This is a genomic window from Carnobacterium divergens DSM 20623 (assembly GCF_000744255.1).
Lineage (GTDB): Bacteria > Bacillota > Bacilli > Lactobacillales > Carnobacteriaceae > Carnobacterium > Carnobacterium divergens.
Genome location: NZ_JQLO01000001.1, coordinates 1,211,418 through 1,228,221, shown reverse-complemented (window position 1 = coordinate 1,228,221; position 16,804 = coordinate 1,211,418). Strand labels below are relative to the sequence as shown.

At 35.9% G+C, this 16,804-nt stretch carries 16 protein-coding genes; 14 read left to right on the top strand and 2 right to left on the bottom strand.

The genetic code is table 11. The features are described from left to right. The first annotated feature begins 125 nt into the window (after positions 1 to 125). From BR52_RS06005 to BR52_RS05985, 5 genes are all read left to right on the top strand, one after another. Positions 126 to 359: a YkuJ family protein gene (locus tag BR52_RS06005; protein WP_034570313.1), complete on the top strand. Its 234-nt coding sequence runs from the start codon at positions 126 to 128 to the stop codon at positions 357 to 359. 193 nt (positions 360 to 552) lie between these two features. Beyond that, positions 553 to 1,839: a homoserine dehydrogenase gene (locus BR52_RS06000; protein WP_034570311.1), complete on the top strand. Its 1,287-nt coding sequence runs from the start codon at positions 553 to 555 to the stop codon at positions 1,837 to 1,839. Between the two features lie 4 nt (positions 1,840 to 1,843). Next, the gene (gene thrC, locus BR52_RS05995; RefSeq protein WP_034570309.1) at positions 1,844 to 2,902 is read left to right on the top strand and encodes a threonine synthase; all 1,059 of its coding nucleotides are present in this window, start codon (positions 1,844 to 1,846) and stop codon (positions 2,900 to 2,902) included. Then, the gene (gene thrB, locus BR52_RS05990; RefSeq protein ID WP_034573567.1) at positions 2,902 to 3,768 is read left to right on the top strand and encodes a homoserine kinase; all 867 of its coding nucleotides are present in this window, start codon (positions 2,902 to 2,904) and stop codon (positions 3,766 to 3,768) included. The genes thrC and thrB overlap by 1 nt, the downstream gene beginning before the upstream one ends. A 175-nt stretch (positions 3,769 to 3,943) precedes the next feature. Next, positions 3,944 to 6,010 carry an LTA synthase family protein gene (locus BR52_RS05985; protein ID WP_034570306.1) on the top strand — a complete coding sequence of 689 codons (2,067 nt, stop codon included), beginning with the start codon at positions 3,944 to 3,946 and terminating at the stop codon, positions 6,008 to 6,010. A 54-nt stretch (positions 6,011 to 6,064) separates the two neighbouring features. Here the strand turns inward: BR52_RS05985 and BR52_RS05980 are convergent, their stop codons facing one another. After that, on the bottom strand, positions 6,065 to 6,706 hold the full coding sequence (locus tag BR52_RS05980; RefSeq protein WP_034570303.1) for a copper homeostasis protein CutC: 642 nt from the start codon (positions 6,704 to 6,706) through the stop codon (positions 6,065 to 6,067). Between the two features lie 139 nt (positions 6,707 to 6,845). Here BR52_RS05980 and BR52_RS05975 point away from each other — a divergent pair, with 139 nt between their 5' ends. The 5 genes from BR52_RS05975 (at position 6,846) to BR52_RS05955 (ending at position 11,992) form a co-directional block, all read left to right on the top strand. Then, positions 6,846 to 7,421: a DUF3267 domain-containing protein gene (locus tag BR52_RS05975; RefSeq protein WP_034570301.1), complete on the top strand. Its 576-nt coding sequence runs from the start codon at positions 6,846 to 6,848 to the stop codon at positions 7,419 to 7,421. Between the two features lie 143 nt (positions 7,422 to 7,564). Continuing rightward, positions 7,565 to 9,442: an asparagine synthase (glutamine-hydrolyzing) gene (asnB, locus tag BR52_RS05970; protein WP_034570298.1), complete on the top strand. Its 1,878-nt coding sequence runs from the start codon at positions 7,565 to 7,567 to the stop codon at positions 9,440 to 9,442. 106 nt (positions 9,443 to 9,548) lie between these two features. Next, positions 9,549 to 10,739, top strand: coding sequence for an aspartate kinase (gene dapG, locus BR52_RS05965; protein WP_034570295.1), 1,191 nt, complete (start codon positions 9,549 to 9,551; stop codon positions 10,737 to 10,739). 77 nt (positions 10,740 to 10,816) lie between these two features. Then, positions 10,817 to 11,338 (top strand): transcription repressor NadR, encoded by a 522-nt coding sequence (locus BR52_RS05960; protein ID WP_034570292.1) that lies wholly within the window; start codon positions 10,817 to 10,819, stop codon positions 11,336 to 11,338. Between the two features lie 93 nt (positions 11,339 to 11,431). Then, the gene (locus BR52_RS05955; protein WP_034570289.1) at positions 11,432 to 11,992 is read left to right on the top strand and encodes a hypothetical protein; all 561 of its coding nucleotides are present in this window, start codon (positions 11,432 to 11,434) and stop codon (positions 11,990 to 11,992) included. Between the two features lie 41 nt (positions 11,993 to 12,033). Here BR52_RS05955 and BR52_RS05950 read toward each other — a convergent pair whose 3' ends face one another. Beyond that, entirely contained in the window at positions 12,034 to 12,264 is a 231-nt protein-coding gene (locus tag BR52_RS05950; protein WP_034570286.1) for a helix-turn-helix domain-containing protein, read from the bottom strand. A 153-nt stretch (positions 12,265 to 12,417) separates the two neighbouring features. Here BR52_RS05950 and BR52_RS05945 point away from each other — a divergent pair, with 153 nt between their 5' ends. From BR52_RS05945 to BR52_RS05930, 4 genes are read left to right on the top strand one after another with little or no spacing between them, the layout of a single operon-like run. Further along, the gene (locus BR52_RS05945) at positions 12,418 to 13,149 is read left to right on the top strand and encodes a glycerophosphodiester phosphodiesterase (protein ID WP_034570283.1); all 732 of its coding nucleotides are present in this window, start codon (positions 12,418 to 12,420) and stop codon (positions 13,147 to 13,149) included. 32 nt (positions 13,150 to 13,181) lie between these two features. Next, positions 13,182 to 14,102 carry a tRNA (adenosine(37)-N6)-dimethylallyltransferase MiaA gene (gene miaA, locus BR52_RS05940; protein WP_034573564.1) on the top strand — a complete coding sequence of 307 codons (921 nt, stop codon included), beginning with the start codon at positions 13,182 to 13,184 and terminating at the stop codon, positions 14,100 to 14,102. Positions 14,103 to 14,129: 27 nt separating this feature from the next. Beyond that, positions 14,130 to 15,377 carry a GTPase HflX gene (gene hflX, locus BR52_RS05935; RefSeq protein WP_034570280.1) on the top strand — a complete coding sequence of 416 codons (1,248 nt, stop codon included), beginning with the start codon at positions 14,130 to 14,132 and terminating at the stop codon, positions 15,375 to 15,377. Continuing rightward, on the top strand, positions 15,374 to 16,624 hold the full coding sequence (locus BR52_RS05930) for a methionine gamma-lyase family protein (RefSeq protein ID WP_034570276.1): 1,251 nt from the start codon (positions 15,374 to 15,376) through the stop codon (positions 16,622 to 16,624). Before hflX ends, BR52_RS05930 begins: the two co-directional genes overlap by 4 nt. The last annotated feature ends 180 nt before the right edge of the window (positions 16,625 to 16,804 follow it).

Genomic DNA, 16,804 nt, shown 5'->3' with positions numbered 1-16,804 from the left:
GCTTTTTTTAATTTCTTTATTTTTAGGAAAACTATATTTTTAATGAGAAAAGAGTTAGATTAATGCGTTTTAGTAAAAAATCTGTTAGAATAAAACTGAGCTAAGATTGAAAGGGGCACGAAACAATGAAATCTTCACAGTTAGTGGCGATTATTCGTCGATTAGAAGCAATGCAAGAAAGTACAGATAGTGAAGTTCAAGTTCGTCGATTTGAAAAAGAAGGTCACGAGCGCTGTCTAGTAAGTTATGATTCAAAAGCTGGCACATATGAAATGGAAGACGTTGGCGATCATTCTGTTTATCAGTTTGATGATATTGACTTAATTGCAATTGAAATTTATGAATTACTCCAAGACTAAACAATGAGAAGGCTAACGCTTACGTTAGTCTTTTTTTTTACATTAAAATTATAATAGTGTCAAATAAATGTTTTTTTGAATAAAGGGTAGAGTTCATATTGAAAATTTTGTATACTAGTAAAATAAGATAAAATTAAAAAACGATGATAAAACAATGTGGCTGATTTATAAAAACGAAGGAGGAGGTTAAAAAATGAACAAGCAAATTCAAGTTGGGATTTTAGGATTTGGGACTGTTGGAAGTGGTGTTATTCGAATTTTAAAAGACCATAATGCTAAAATTCGTCAAGTAACTGGCGAGGAGATTTCTGTAAAAAAAGTTTTAGTTCGAGATATTGAAAAAAATCGTGGAAAAATTTCTGAGGGGATCCAGTTAACGACGAATGAAGATGAAGTTTTAGCTGATCCTGAAATTGATGTTATCTTAGAAGTGATGGGAAGCATTGACAGTGCAAAAATGTATATTACTAAGGCTTTAAAGGCAGGTAAACATGTTGTAACAGCCAATAAAGACCTGATTGCTTTACATGGAAATGAATTAGTTGCTTTAGCAAAAGAAAATCAGTGTGATTTGTACTATGAAGCCAGTGTAGCTGGAGGAATTCCGATTCTTAGAACTATTGTGGATAGTTTAGCGTCAGATAATATTCAGCAAGTGATGGGGATTGTGAACGGTACGACTAATTTTATGTTAACAAAAATGACAAATGAGCATCAATCTTATGAAGAGGCTTTAAAAGAAGCTCAAGAATTAGGTTTTGCTGAAAGCGACCCCACTAATGATGTGGATGGCATAGATGCAGCTAGAAAAATGGTCATCTTAACAAGACTTGCATTTGGAATGAATGTGGAACTAGACCAGATTGAAACGAAAGGAATCCGCAATTTAAAGTCGATAGATATTGAAACTGCTAAAAAATTGGGATACCGCATTAAATTAATTGGTACTGCAGAAGAAAATAATGGAGGGGTATCTGTTAGCGTTGGCCCAATATTAGTGCCAGAAGCTCATCCCTTAGCAAGTGTTCAAAATGAAAATAACGCTGTTTTTGTAGTGGGAGCTGCCGTTGGGGAAACCATGTTTTATGGACCAGGTGCAGGTGAGTTACCAACCGCAACGAGTGTGGTAAGTGATTTAATTACAGTTGCAAAAAACATTCGATTAGGTACTACTGGAAATGTTTTTAATTCTTACCAACACGAAACGAAATTAATGACAGACGAAGAAATTTTATCTAAATATTATTTGTCGATTGAAATGAACGATCGCACAGGTTTATTTTTAGAGTTAACGAAAATCTTTGCAGCGTCTGATGTAGGATTTGATAAAATTATCCAAGAGCCCATTGAAGGTGGGATGGCAAAAGTAGTAATCATCACACATTTAATGAACCGTAAACAAGAAAAAGAAATTTTAGCTAAATTAAAAAAAGCCGACGATATGAATTTATTGATTCATCTCAAAGTGATGGAGGGATAACTAAATGTATAAAGGACTATTAGATCGTTATCAAGAAAACTTACCTGTTACTGAAAAAACACCTATGATTTCTTTAGCAGAAGGCAATACTCCCTTAATTCCGTTACACAATTTGTCAAAAGAATTAGGGATTACTTTATATGGAAAATATGAAGGTCTAAATCCAACGGGTTCATTTAAAGACCGGGGCATGGTAATGGCAGTAGCTAAAGCGAAAGAAGAAGGCGCAAAAGCAATTATCTGTGCATCAACTGGAAATACAAGTGCAGCAGCAGCAGCTTACGCAACAAGAGCAGGCTTGAAAGCTTACATTGTGATTCCAGATGGGAAAATTGCACTAGGGAAATTGGCTCAAGCGGTAATGTATGGAGCGGATATTATTTCAATTCAAGGCAACTTTGATGAAGCTTTAAAGGCTGTTCGTAAATTAGCAGAGACGGAAGCTGTTACACTGGTAAATTCTGTAAATCCTTATCGTTTAGAAGGGCAAAAAACAGCGGCTTTTGAAATTTGTGAAGATTTAACAAAAGCACCTGATGTTCTGGCAATTCCAGTCGGCAATGCTGGGAATATTTCAGCATACTGGAAAGGGTTTAAAGAGTGGAATGAGTTGCATCAAACAGGATTACCTCGGATGCATGGTTTTGAAGCAGAAGGCGCAGCAGCTATCGTTCAAGGCGCCCCAATTGAAAATCCTGAAACGATTGCGACTGCGATTCGCATTGGAAATCCTGCAAGTTGGTCATTAGCAGAAGCAGCTCGCGACGAGTCAAAAGGAGCAATCGATTCTGTAACAGATGCTGAAATTATTGAAGCTTATAAAAAAGTAGCTGCGATGGACGGTGTCTTTATTGAACCAGGTTCAGCTGCATCCCTTGCAGGCGTAATCAAACATCGTGCAAGTGGAGAGATTAAAACAGGCGAGACGGTTGTTTGTGTCTTTACTGGAAATGGATTGAAAGATCCTGATACGGCAATGAACGTCACTGAAATTCCAATTGCTAGGATGGACGACCTTGAAGAAATGCGGGTGCATTTACGTGAAGGAATGAACCGGTTATGATGCAAATTAGAGTTCCAGGAACAACGGCTAATTTAGGACCGGGATTTGATTCTTGTGGACTTGCATTAAACCTTTATCTAACCCTTACAGTAGGTGAAGTTCAAGATAAATGGGAAGTGATTCATTCATTAGGAGAAGGCATTCCAGTGGATCAAACTAATGTCATTGTCACAACTGCTTGCAAACTCTGTCCTGACTTAGAGCCTCGAAAATTATGGATGACTTCAGAAGTTCCTTCAACTAGAGGATTAGGAAGTAGTTCTGCGGCGATTGTCGCTGGAATTGAACTAGCCAATCAACTTGGAAACTTAATGTTAAGCCAACAAGAAAAAGTAACGTATGCTACTTTAATGGAAGGTCATCCAGACAATGTAGCACCAGCAATTCTCGGTGATTTCGTTGTAGCGACTAAGATTGAGCAAGAAGTCTATGCCGTTAAACATTCCTTTCCAGAAACGGGTATTTTAGTGTGTATTCCTAATGGTGAATTGTTAACTTCGGAAAGTCGTGATGTGTTGCCTCAAACATTAACTTATTCCACAGCTGTTACTGCCAGTAGTATTGCAAATGTTATGATTTCTGCTATTTTAGCAAATGATTTGTCATTAGCTGGAAAAATGATGGAACAAGATTTATTTCATGAATATTATCGAAAGAACTTAATCCCTCATTTATCAGATATTCGAGAAACTGCGAATCAATTTGGCGCTTATGGAACTTTTTTAAGTGGGGCAGGTCCAACTGTTTTAACGCTTGTACCATTAGCTAAATTAAAGAAATTACAATCAAAACTAGAACGTAACTATCCACAAGCCATGATCAAAGAGTTGGAAATTGAACGAAATGGTGTGGAAGTAATCCATTAAAATAACCCTTCAATCGAATGTTGATTGAAGGGTTATTTTGATTTAAAAAGTTAAAGTTTTCGTAAATCAGCGATTTTTAGTGAATTTTAATTGTAAGTTGGCACAAAAGAGAGTAATCTCTATAGTTGAAGTAAACATAATGTTTTTCAAAAAACGTTATAAAGGAGAACGAATGATGAAAGAAAACAAACAATTTATGAGTAAAACAAGATCTCTATTAAGTACAAGAATGGGATTTTTCTTATTTGCAGTTATTTTATTTTGGTTAAAAACCTATGTAGCCTATCAAACCAAATTTTCACTAGGTGTTAGTGGCAGTGTCCAACAATTTTTACTGTTTATTAATCCCATTAGTTTCACACTGCTATTATTTGGCATTTCTCTTTTTTCAAAAGGAAAAAAGTCGTACATTATTTTATTGGTTATTGATTTTCTAATGTCTACTTGGCTGTTTGCTAATATTGTGTATTACCGAGAATTTTCTGATTTTATGACGATTAATATTATTAAAGGAGCATCTGCTGTTTCTAGTAATATGGATACAAGTTTAAAAAGCTTGATTCATGTCTCAGATTTTTTCGTGTATCTTGACATTATTGTTTTGATTACACTATTAGCTTTCAAAATTGTCAAAATGGATACTCGTGTCTTAAAAAAACGAATTGCATTTACGGTTACAGCACTAGCTGTTGCAATTTTTGCAGGGAATTTAAGTTTAGCTGAGATGGATCGTCCACAATTACTAAGCCGTACATTTGACCGTAACTATATTATTAAATATTTAGGGTTAACTGCATTTACTGTCTATGATGGCGTCAAAACTGCACAAGCTAATTCAACAAAAGCAAATGCTGATAGCAGTGATATGGACGAAGTGTTAGCTTATATGAAAAAAAATCAAGTTCCTGCGAATGTGAATTATTTTGGTAAAGCTGAAGGAAAGAATGTTTTTGTGATCCATTTAGAAAGTTTCCAACAATTTCTGATTGACTATCAATCAAATGGTGAAGAAGTAACGCCGACATTAAATCAATTTTATCATGACAGCAATACCGTAAGCTTTGATAATTTCTTCCATCAAGTTGGTCAAGGGAAAACAAGTGATGCTGAAATGATGTTGGAGAATTCATTATACGGATTGTCTCAAGGTTCAGCGATGGTAACTAATGGAACTGAAAACACGTTCCAAGCAGCGCCGGCAATTTTAAATCAAAAAGGCTATACAACAGCCGCTTTTCATGGCGATGTAGCGAGTTTTTGGAACCGTGATAACGCTTATAAATCATGGGGTTATAATTATTTCTTTGATTCTACCTATGATTCAAAAGGCGAGAACTTTAATGTTGGATATGGCTTAAAGGATAAAATCTTCTTAAAAGATTCTGCGCAATATCTCGAACAATTGCCTCAACCATTTTATGCAAAAATGATAACCGTGACAAATCACTATCCATACCCATTGGATGAAGCTAATGCCACGATTCCTAAGACAACGACAGGAGATTCAACAGTGGATGGCTATGTTCAAACAGCACGTTATTTAGATGAAGCAATCAATGAATTTTTAACGTATTTAAAAACGACAGGTTTGTATGATAATAGTGTGATTTTAATGTACGGCGATCATTATGGAATTTCAAGTAATCATGGAAAAGCTGTTTCTCAATTGTTAGGAACAGAAGAGTATACGGATTTTGATGATGCGATGTTCCAAAAAGTACCCTTTATGATTCATGCACCGGGCTTAGCAGGTGGGGTGAATCATACCTATGGTGGCGAGATTGATGTATTGCCAACATTGTTACATTTATTGGGAGTAGATACAAAGGACTATATTCAGTTTGGATCTGATTTATTGTCAGATGAAAATAAACAAGTAGTTGCGTTTAGAAATGGGAATTTTGTTTCAAAACAGTTCACCAAATTATCTGGGGATGTTTATGATACGGCAACAGGAGAATTGTTGACGAATTTAACACCTGTTCAGACAGCTGAGTTGAAAAAAGAAAAGGACTATGTAGATACCCAATTAGCGTTATCGGATAAAGTAATCACAGGTGATTTATTGCGATTCTATACACCTGATGGCTTTAAACCAGTTGATAAAACCCAGTACAACTACAAATACAATAAAGGAATCAAACAATTGGCTAATGAAGCTCAAAAAAACCGATTGATTGATAAAAATAATGGCAATTCAACGGTGGATAGTTACCAAACTAACGCACCTGAATTGAAATAAAGAAAACTGTTTCATCTGTGAGTAATTTTACTCTTGATGAAACAGTTTTTTTGTTTATAGAGATCCTAAAATTTTTGTTCCGTGAACTTCATTTACACCTAGTTTACTTGCGATCATTTCGCAATTATCTTGATGTACACCGCCACCTGGTAAAATAATGATGCGTCCATTTGCATAATCAACGAGATCCTTTAAATGCGGAAGACAAGCATCAATTGTTTGATCTGCTGAACCTCCGTGAGTTAAAATACGTTCTACGCCAGCTTCAACTAGCCAATCAATTGCTTCAAATTGTTGTTTTTTCGGAATTGCATCAAATGCCATGTGGAAAGTGACTTGTAATCCTGTTGCTTCATCTAATAATAACTCCATCGCTTCTTCATCAATCCAACCATCTTCAGTTAAACAACCAAGCACAACACCATCAATGCCTAATTTTTTTGCTTCAATCAAATCAGTTGCCATTATTTTTAATTCTGTATCATTAAAAACAAAATTACCACCACGAGGTCGTATGATTGCCATAACGGGAATGTGTTTCTCTTGACAGTAATGAATGCTTTCCTCCATTACACCGGTGCTGACGGTGGTTCCACCAACAGCTAAGTTGTCACATAATTCAAATCGATTTGCACCACGTTTAATGGCTTCAGGGATAGCTGTAAAATTTTCGATACACACTTCTTTTAAAAGCAAAAAAATCACTCCAATATTTTTAGATAAACTTAGTATACCATAAATTTTTTTCTTAACTTCAGTAATAAAAAGAAAACAGGTGTCTCATTTGATTGTGGTACAATAAAAAGAAATGAAGCAGAGGAGTGTCTACTGAGCAATGAAAAAAGACTTTATCTTAGAAGAAAAAATCAATTTAATTGAAAATACCTCATTGTTATCAAAATTGACTGCTTGGAGTGCCGGACTAGCCCTTAGCTCTATGGTAATTCTTGGATTTATATTAAAAAGAAACCATTTACTTTACGTTGAAACAAATACGCTGAAATTCATTTTGGATTTCTTTTTAGTGTGTGGTTTGTTTGTCTTATCATTGGTGATTCATGAAGGAATTCACGGCTTCTTTTTTAAATGCTTTGGTGGAAAGAAAGTCACTTATGGATTTAAAGCTGGAATGTTCTACGCGGCATCTTTCAATTCATTTTATACACGATTTCAATATAGCGTAATTGCGGGAGCTCCGTTTATTGTTCTAAACAGCCTTTATTTCATGTTGGGAAAGACCCATCCAATAATTGCTAGCCTTCTATTTAGTATGCATACTGCAGGTTGCGTAGGTGATTTTTATTACCTGTATGTACTACTTAAAAAAAGCAAAGGTATTTTTGTCAAAGATACTGAAACAGGGATGTCTATTTATCGAAAGAAAGAAAACAGAGATCCTAAGTTCAGATGATGATTTGATAAGTTTAACTTAAGGAAAGTTTAATATAAAGAATCCACTCGAATTGGTTGAACCATTGGGCTTAGTTAGTTATAATAAGACAAGTGTGCAGCAATAATAGTGCTGTTTAGAAACAAGGAAAAGGGGAACCAAACATGTGTGGATTTGTAGGGTGTATTCATGGCGATAACCAAAACCATGACCTAGTAGATTATGAAAAAACAATCAGAGAGATGAATAAATTGATTGTTCATCGTGGACCAGATGATGAAGGGTTCTTTTTTGACGATCATATTAGTTTTGGTTTTAGAAGACTAAGTATTATTGATGTTGAAAAAGGTCATCAGCCTCTTTCATATGAAAATGAACGTTACTGGATTATTTTTAACGGTGAGGTTTATAATTATATTGAATTACGTGACGAATTGCTTAAAGATGGTTATACATTTGAAACAGACAGTGATACTGAAGTAATCATTGCGACTTATGCAAAATATAAAGAAAAAACAGCGGAACGTTTACGCGGAATGTTTGGCTTTGTAATTTGGGATAAACAAGAAAAATCGGTATACGGAGCACGTGATCATTTTGGAATCAAACCGTTTCACTATGCAGAAGAGGATGGTGTTATTTATTTTGCCTCTGAAAAGAAATCAATCTACCAAATCCTTAAAAAGAAAGAATTAGATGAAGTTTCCTTGCAAAATTATTTAACGTTCCAATTTGTTCCAGATCCAGATACCATGACAAAAGGCATTCACCGTTTAGCACCAGGTCATTATTTCACTAAAAAATTAGATGGACCAATGGAAATTACGAGATATTGGGAAGCAACGTTTGCTCCTGTTCAAAAATCAGAAGAGACCTTTGCTAAAGAAATTAAAGATGCTTTGTATGACTCTGTTGAAAAACATATGAGAAGTGATGTTACAGTTGGTTCTTTTCTTTCCGGTGGAGTAGATTCTTCAATTATTGTTGCGATTGCTCGTGAGTTTAATCCAAAAATCAAAACGATTTCAGTTGGATTTGAACGTGAAGGTTACAGTGAAATTGACGTAGCTAAAGAAACCGCAGATCGCTTGAATGTTGAAAATATTAGTTCTATTATTACCCCACAAGAATTTATGGATGAATTCCCGCGTTTTGTTTGGCATATGGATGATCCTTTGGCAGATCCTGCAGCTGTTCCACAATTCTTCTTATCAGAAGTTGCTAGACGTCATGTGAAGGTAGCTTTATCTGGCGAAGGTGCAGATGAAATGTTTGGTGGGTATACCATTTACAATGAACCAAACTCACTTAAAACGTTAACGAATTTACCAAATGGTCTAAAAAAAGGGTTGAATCATTTAGCTAAAATGATGCCAGAAGGAATGCGTGGTAAGAGCTTCTTAGAACGCGGAACAACACCGATGGAAGAGCGTTACGTTGGGAATGCGAAAATTTTTGAAGAGGCTGAAAAGCAAAAATTATTGAAAAATTATTTAGCTGGACATCCTTATCAAGATGTTACTCGTCCGTTTTATGATGCCTCAAAAGGCTATGATCCAATTGATCGCATGCAATTTATTGATATTCATACGTGGTTAAATGGTGATTTATTACTGAATGCTGACCGTACAACAATGGCGCATTCATTAGAACTTAGAACGCCTTTCTTAGATAAAGAAGTCTTTAAAGTAGCGCGTACGCTCCCTTCTGATATCCGAATTGCAAATGGAACAACAAAATATATTTTACGTAAAGCAGCTGAAAGCTTTGTGCCGGATAATGTTTTATACCGTAAAAAACTAGGTTTCCCAGTTCCAATACGTCATTGGTTAAAAGATGAGATGAATGAATGGGCAAAAGGCATCATTCGTGAATCTGCTACAGATCATTTGATTAATAAACAATACGTACTTCAATTACTAGAAGATCATTGTGCTGGAAAAGCAGACAATTCAAGAAAAATTTGGACAGTGTTGACCTTTATGGTTTGGTATAAAGTTTACATTGAAACCAATCAACAATTTCTAATGACTCCTAAGTAAGTAGCGTGTTGTGTAAAAATGGAAGATGCTTTGGTTTAGCCAAGGCTCTTCTTTTATCGTAGAGCAATGAATTAAAAATTTAGTTTTAAAAAAGGGACGGTTGTTCATGAAAATTTTAGTACAAAAATTTGGTGGTACATCTGTTAAAGACGAAGAAAGCCGCCTAGCTGCAAAAAAACATATTGTCCAAGCAGTAGAAGATGGCTATAAGGTTATCGTGGTTGTTTCAGCGATTGGGCGTCTGGGTGATCCTTATGCAACGGATTCTTTACTTAGTCTAGTTGATGCAGATGAGTCATTTCTTGATTTAAGAGAGAAAGATACCTTACTTTCAGTAGGAGAAACAATCTCGATGGCAGTATTTACAAATTTGTTAAAGAAAAACAGCGTATTAGCAGCTGGCTTAACAGGACAAGATGCTGGGATTGTAACCAATGACGAATTTAGCAATGCAAAAGTTCAACGCGTCAATACAGCACCTATTTTGGAACTGTTTGAAGTGCAGGATGTTGTCGTTGTGACGGGTTTTCAAGGAATCAGCGAGAATGGTCATTTGACTACGATTGGTCGTGGTGGAAGTGATACAACGGCGGCTATTTTAGGAAAAGCTTTTGCTGCTGAACGAATTGATATCTTTACCGATGTTTCTGGAATGATGACAGCAGACCCAAGATTAGTGGAGCAAGCTAAATTTTTAGATGTTGTAAGCTATCAAGAAGTCAGCAATATGGCTCATGAAGGTGCAAAAGTTATTCATCCTCGAGCAGTTGAACTAGCAATGCAAGCTGGAATTCCATTAAGAATTCGTTCGACTTATCAAGAAGTAACCGATGTGGGAACGCTAGTAACTCATTCAGCCAACCAAGTTGGTCATTATCGGTTAGTTACGGGAATTGCACATGTGTCTAATTTAGTGCAATTTACCATTTCAACCGAGCATGTTGAACAAAAAGAAATTTTTGGGCTAATGGCTGCTGCAGGTATCAGTGTTGATTTTATTAATATTTTTCCAACCCAAGTGGTCTTCACATTGGCAAGTCACGAAGCGGCTTTAGCAAAAGCGATTTTTAAAGAGCAACAAATTGAGGTTGTTACGCTTGAAGATTGTGCAAAAGTAGCAGTTGTAGGTGCTGGAATTACGGGTGTGCCAGGTGTAACTTCACGAATCGTTACTACCTTATCGATGGAAAATATTGATATTTTACAATCTGCAGATAGCTATACAACCATTTGGATTTTAGTAGCTGGTAGTGAATTGAAGCATGCGGTTTGTGCTTTACATGATGTTTTTTTATAATGCAATAATCAGTCAGTTGTTTTGAAAGAGGCAACTGGCTTTTTAGTATCATTGAAATGATGGAAAGGAGAGCGGCTATGAAGGCAACAGATCGTAGAAAAACGATTATTCAAATACTAACAAACACACATATCCCCATTAGCGCGACGACAATTGCAAATCAATTAAAAGTAAGTAGACAAATTATTGTGGGGGATGTAGCTCTTTTAAGAGCAGCTGGTTATGAAATCAATGCGACGCCTAAAGGCTATTTATTAAATGAAAATACAAGTAATGATACACGTTTTAGTGGGAAGATTGCTTGCCACCATGCTCCAGAAAATACCAAGAAAGAACTTTATTTAATTGTAGATCATGGTGGAGAAATTGTTGATGTGATTATTGAACACCCGATTTATGGCGAGTTAGTGGGAAGGTTAAATTTAACTTCTCGTTATGATGTAGATGAATTTATGGAAAAAGTGACGGAGTCTCATGTTGAATTGTTGTCTTCTTTGACAGAGGGGGTTCATCTGCATACAATCGCTTGTAAAGATAAAAATACCTTTAAGCAAATAAAAAAATCCTTAACAGAAGCTGGATTCTGTTATCAAAATTAAAGGCTGTCTTGACAAGTTTAAGAGAAGAGGTATAATTGTATTTACAGGTGTCATGACATATTTGTGAAAATGATTATATGAGGAGATGTTCTCTTGAAGGTTAACAAAGTACAACGTTTAACAATTTCGGCATTATTAATAGCGGTAGGAATTTTAATTCCTTTATTTTCACCAATTAAGCTTGTGTTAGAACCAGCCTCCTTTACATTAGGAAGTCATGTAGCTATTTTTATCGGAATGTTTATTTCACCAGTTGTAGCGATTTCGGTTGCAGTTGGGACTACTTTTGGTTTTTTTATTGGCGGTTTTCCAATTATTGTTGTGTTGCGTGCAGCAACTCATGTGATTTTTGCAGGAATTGGCGCTTGGATTTTAGAGAAGCGACCAAAAATTTTATCGTCAACCAAAAATACAATTCTTTTTTCTTTTTTAATTGGTCTTTTGCATGCAGCATGTGAAGTTGTGGTGGTGATGTTTTTCTATTTTGCTGGAGGAATGCAAGGGGCTTATTATTCTCAAGGCTTTTTACAGTCGATTATAGGCTTGGTAGGAATTGGTTCTGTGATACACAGTATGATTGATTTTCAATTATCTTATATTATTTGGCGAGGATTAGTTGCACGTAAACGAATGTCATCTAATAGTATCAACTAAAAAAGACAGTCGGCTAAATTCAGTAGTCGACTGTCTTTTTGTTAATCCTCATCTTTGATATCAATATCTTCTGGAATAGGTTCATTTAAGTAATCTTGCAATTCTTTTTTGTATTTTTCTAACTCTTTAATAAAAAGGTTGAACTGTTCTTTGTAGATTAAAATATTTTCGCCATCGCTGACAGTACGAATTTGTTTTTCTCGAATCAAGCGGTGAATATCAGCAGTCGAGACATTTAGATAGTCAGCTGTTTCAGCAACTGTTAAATACATCGAAGTGTCCTCCTTTAGTTCTTATTCTTATTTTACAATATTTCTTTAACAAAAGAAATGGCAGACTGAAAACAATTCTAGAAATCGAGGGATTAAGTATTGAAAATAGGGAATTCATGGTACAATAGAGTGCATGAATGGAGGAGATGTTAGTTGAAAACTGAAGTGTTTGCCCACCGAGGCAGTAAAGGAACACACCCAGAAAATACACTAGCTGCATTTCGTGAAGCAATCCTTGTTGGAAGTGATGGAATTGAGTTAGATATCCATTTAAGTAAAGATGGCGAAATGATAGTCATCCATGATGAAACGGTGGATCGAACAACGAATGGAATTGGTGAAGTTTGCAAGTTGTCACTGGCTGAATTAAAAGCACTAGACGCTGGAAGCTGGTTCTCGCCAATATATAAAGATGAAAAAATCCCGACCTTATTAGAAGTAGTAGATTTACTTGAAGAATTAGAATTTCATGGAATCTTAAATATTGAATTAAAAACCGATCATCATCCTTATGATGGGTTAGAAGAAAAGGTAAACCAATTATTTCAACATAAAAAAATTCATTTTAAATTAGTTTATTCTAGTTTTAATTATTCTTCTCTAGTAAAAATCAAAGAGCTAAATCCGCTAAGTGAAGTAGCGGTGCTCTATGCTCAAAACGGTAACAACGTGAGGGTACTGAATAAAAAATATGAAATATCTGCGTGGCATGCAAAATTTGATTGGGTAAAACAAAAACAAGTTTTTAATGTTGAAAAGATGCCCATCAGAGTTTGGACAGTGAATAGTCATCGTTACATGCAGTATTGTTTTCAAAAGAAAATTTCTGCAATTATGACAGATTTTCCAAAAGAAGCTCTTGCCATTCGAAACGGTTGGCAATAAAGGAGATACTCGTGAAAAAAACAAAAATTATTATGCTTGTTGGTCCAACAGCAGTTGGCAAAACTGATTTAAGCATTAAAATGGCAAAGAAATTCAATGGTGAAATTATTAGTGGTGACTCTATGCAAATTTACCGAGGTTTAGACATTGGAACAGCTAAAGTATCAGAAAAAGAAGCAGAAGGTGTTCCTCATCATTTGATTGATATTGTAACCATAGATGAAAGCTACTCTGTGTCAGATTTTCAAAAAATGGCGCGGGAAACAATCGCTGGGATTACAGAAAAAGGAAAAATTCCACTAGTTGTAGGTGGAACGGGGCTTTACATTGAGGCGTTACTTTACGATTTGCATCTCGGAGGAAATCAGGAAAAAGAAGCGGATCCATTATTTCGTCAAGAGATGGAAGAGCAAGCGTCAAAACTCGGAAATCACGCTGTATGGAGCCAATTAAATGAAATTGATCCGACTGCTGCAAAAGCGATTCACGAAAATAATTTAAAACGTGTAATTCGAGCGTTGGAAGTTTTTCATCTAACCGGAATCCCTTTTTCAAAGCAACAAGAACAACCTAAAAGAGAAGCTTACTATGACGCATTGGTTATTGGCTTGACGACAGATCGTGACATCCTTTACCAAAGAATCAATCAACGCGTTGATTTAATGATAAGAGCAGGTTTGTTAAAAGAAGCTCAATGGCTAAAGGAACAAGTAGCGAGTAACGGACAAGCTACTTTAGGGATTGGCTATAAAGAATTATTTCCCTATTTGGACGGGGAACTTTCTTTAGAGGCTGCCACGAATCAAATCAAACAAAATTCCAGAAGATATGCAAAAAGGCAGTTGACATGGTTCCGTAATCGAATGGAATTTATTCGCTGGTATGATTTAGTCCAACATCCCGAAACGGAAGAGCAATTGTTTGAAGAAGTAACAACATTTTTACAAAAATAAGTGTTTAAAAGAAATGTAGGTGGCACAATGGAAGAAAAATTAGATTATGAGCGCGTGGTTATTGTAGGTGTTCAAACAAATGAATTAGATACAAATTTCCGTTATTCACTAGAAGAATTAGGTCAATTAACAGAAACTGCTCACGGTCAGGTAGTGGCAGAGTTAACTCAAAAAAGAGACCGTATGGACAGTAAAACCTATCTAGGTAAAGGAAAGATTCAAGAATTGGTTCATTTGGTAGAAGAGACTGAAGCAGACGTTGTTATTTTTAATCATGCTTTAACACCAAGTCAAACAAGAAATATTCAAGTCGAAATAGATGTAAAAGTAATCGATCGAATTCAATTGATTCTAGACATTTTTGCGATGCGTGCACAAAGTAAAGAAGGGAAATTACAAGTAGCCTTAGCACAATTACAATACCTATTGCCACGTCTAGCTGGACAAGGAAAAAACTTATCTAAACTAGGTGGCGGAATTGGAACCAGAGGACCAGGTGAAACGAAACTTGAAACAGACCGACGTCATATTCGAAGCCAAATCAATGATATTAAAAAAACGCTAAAAGAAACCGAAGCGCATCGTCAAAGAAGTCGAGAAAAAAGAAACGATGGAACCACGTTCCAAATTGGCTTGATTGGTTATACAAATGCTGGGAAATCTACATTGTTAAATCGATTGACAGATGCGAAAACCTATGAAGAAAATCAATTATTCGCCACGTTAGATCCATTGACTCGCAAAATGGTACTGCCAAGTGGCATGAATGTGACCTTAACGGATACCGTTGGTTTTATTCAAGATTTGCCAACGCAGTTAATTGACGCTTTTCATTCGACGTTAGAAGAGACGAGAGGCGTAGATTTGTTGCTACACGTTGTCGATGCAGCGGCTGAAAATGTAGCAGGGCATGAAGTCACTGTAATCAATCTGTTAAAAGAATTAAACATGGATCAAATTCCAATTTTTACAGTATACAATAAAAAAGATTTACTCAACGGAAATTTTTCACCTAATTTATTTCCAAATAGCTTGATATCGGCTAAAGATCCAGAAGATTTGCTTAAATTACGCAATCAAATCATGAAGCAAATGAAAGAAGTTATGCTTCCTTATGAATTTGAAGTAGCAGCTGATGAAGGCAATAAATTAGTTCAACTAAAAAAAGAAACATTATTAGAATCCGCAGAATTTCAAGAAGAATTAAATGTATACCTTGTAAAAGGATATGCAAAAAAAGCGTCAAAATGGACTGGAGGAAATGAAATCCAATGATGTGGCACCAAAATTATCCAACTAAATTAATAGAAACCATCAAAGAAGTTGAATTAAAAATTCAACCTTATCATCAGCGAGTTCATGAAATTGCACTTTTTAACCAAAATAAAGTATTACAAAGTTTTCGAAACAATCAAGTAAGCGACCAACATTTTACGCCCTCTACTGGTTACGGGTATGATGATTTTGGACGAGACACTCTTGAACAAGTATACGCAGACGTTTTTAAGGGAGAAGCGGGCTTGGTTCGTCCGCAGATTATTTCTGGAACACATGCGATTTCAACAGCGTTGTTTGGTGTTTTACGACCAGGAGATGAGTTGCTTTATATTACCGGAGCTCCTTACGATACCTTGCTTGAAATCGTTGGAGCAACAGGTAACGGAATCGGTTCATTAAAAGAATATCAAATTGGTTACGATCATGTGGATTTGTTGGAAAGTGGAGCAGTTGATTTAGAAACCGTTGCAAAAAAAATCACGCCAAAAACGAAAATGATTGCAATTCAACGCTCACGAGGATATGCCATGCGTTCCTCCTTTACCATTGCTCAAATCAAGGAAATGATTGAAGCTGTTAGGAAAATTGCGCCTAATGCCATTGTTTTTGTCGATAATTGCTATGGAGAATTTGTTGAAGAACAAGAACCACTTGAAGTTGGGGCAGATTTGATTGCAGGTTCACTCATCAAAAATCCTGGCGGTGGAATTGCTAAAACTGGCGGATACATTGTTGGGAAACAACACTTAATTGAAGCTTGTGGCTATCGTTTAACGAGTCCTGGGATTGGTCGAGAAGCAGGAGCATCATTGTATAGTTTGCAAGAGATGTATCAAGGGTTCTTCCTTGCGCCTCATGTTGTAGGAGAAGCGGTTAAAGGTGCTATTTACACAGCAGCGCTATTGGACACATGTGGGGTTGAAAGCACTCCAAAGTGGGATGCAGAACGGACCGATTTGATTCAAATGATTTCTTTAAACGATCAAGATAAGATGGTTAAATTTGCTCAAACCATTCAAAAATTCTCACCTGTAAATGCTCATGTGTTGCCAATTGGCGCCTATATGCCTGGATATGAAGATGATGTGATTATGGCAGCGGGTACCTTTATCCAAGGAGCTAGCCTTGAATTGACAGCAGATGGCCCAATTAGAGCGCCATACACGCTTTATGTGCAAGGTGGATTAACTTATGAACATGTAAAACTTGCAGTGAGTTCAGCTGTAGTAGAATTATTTTATTAATAAACCTAGAAAGAACGTGCATTTATGCACGTTCTTTTTATTGGTATACCTATTTTGAATAGATATTAAACAAACGAACTATGTAGATTAAACGGAATTGTTCGATATCCAATGTAAGGAAATCTGACATATCGATTAGTTTTTTGTTGACAAATGATTTAAACCTTGATATTCTAATAA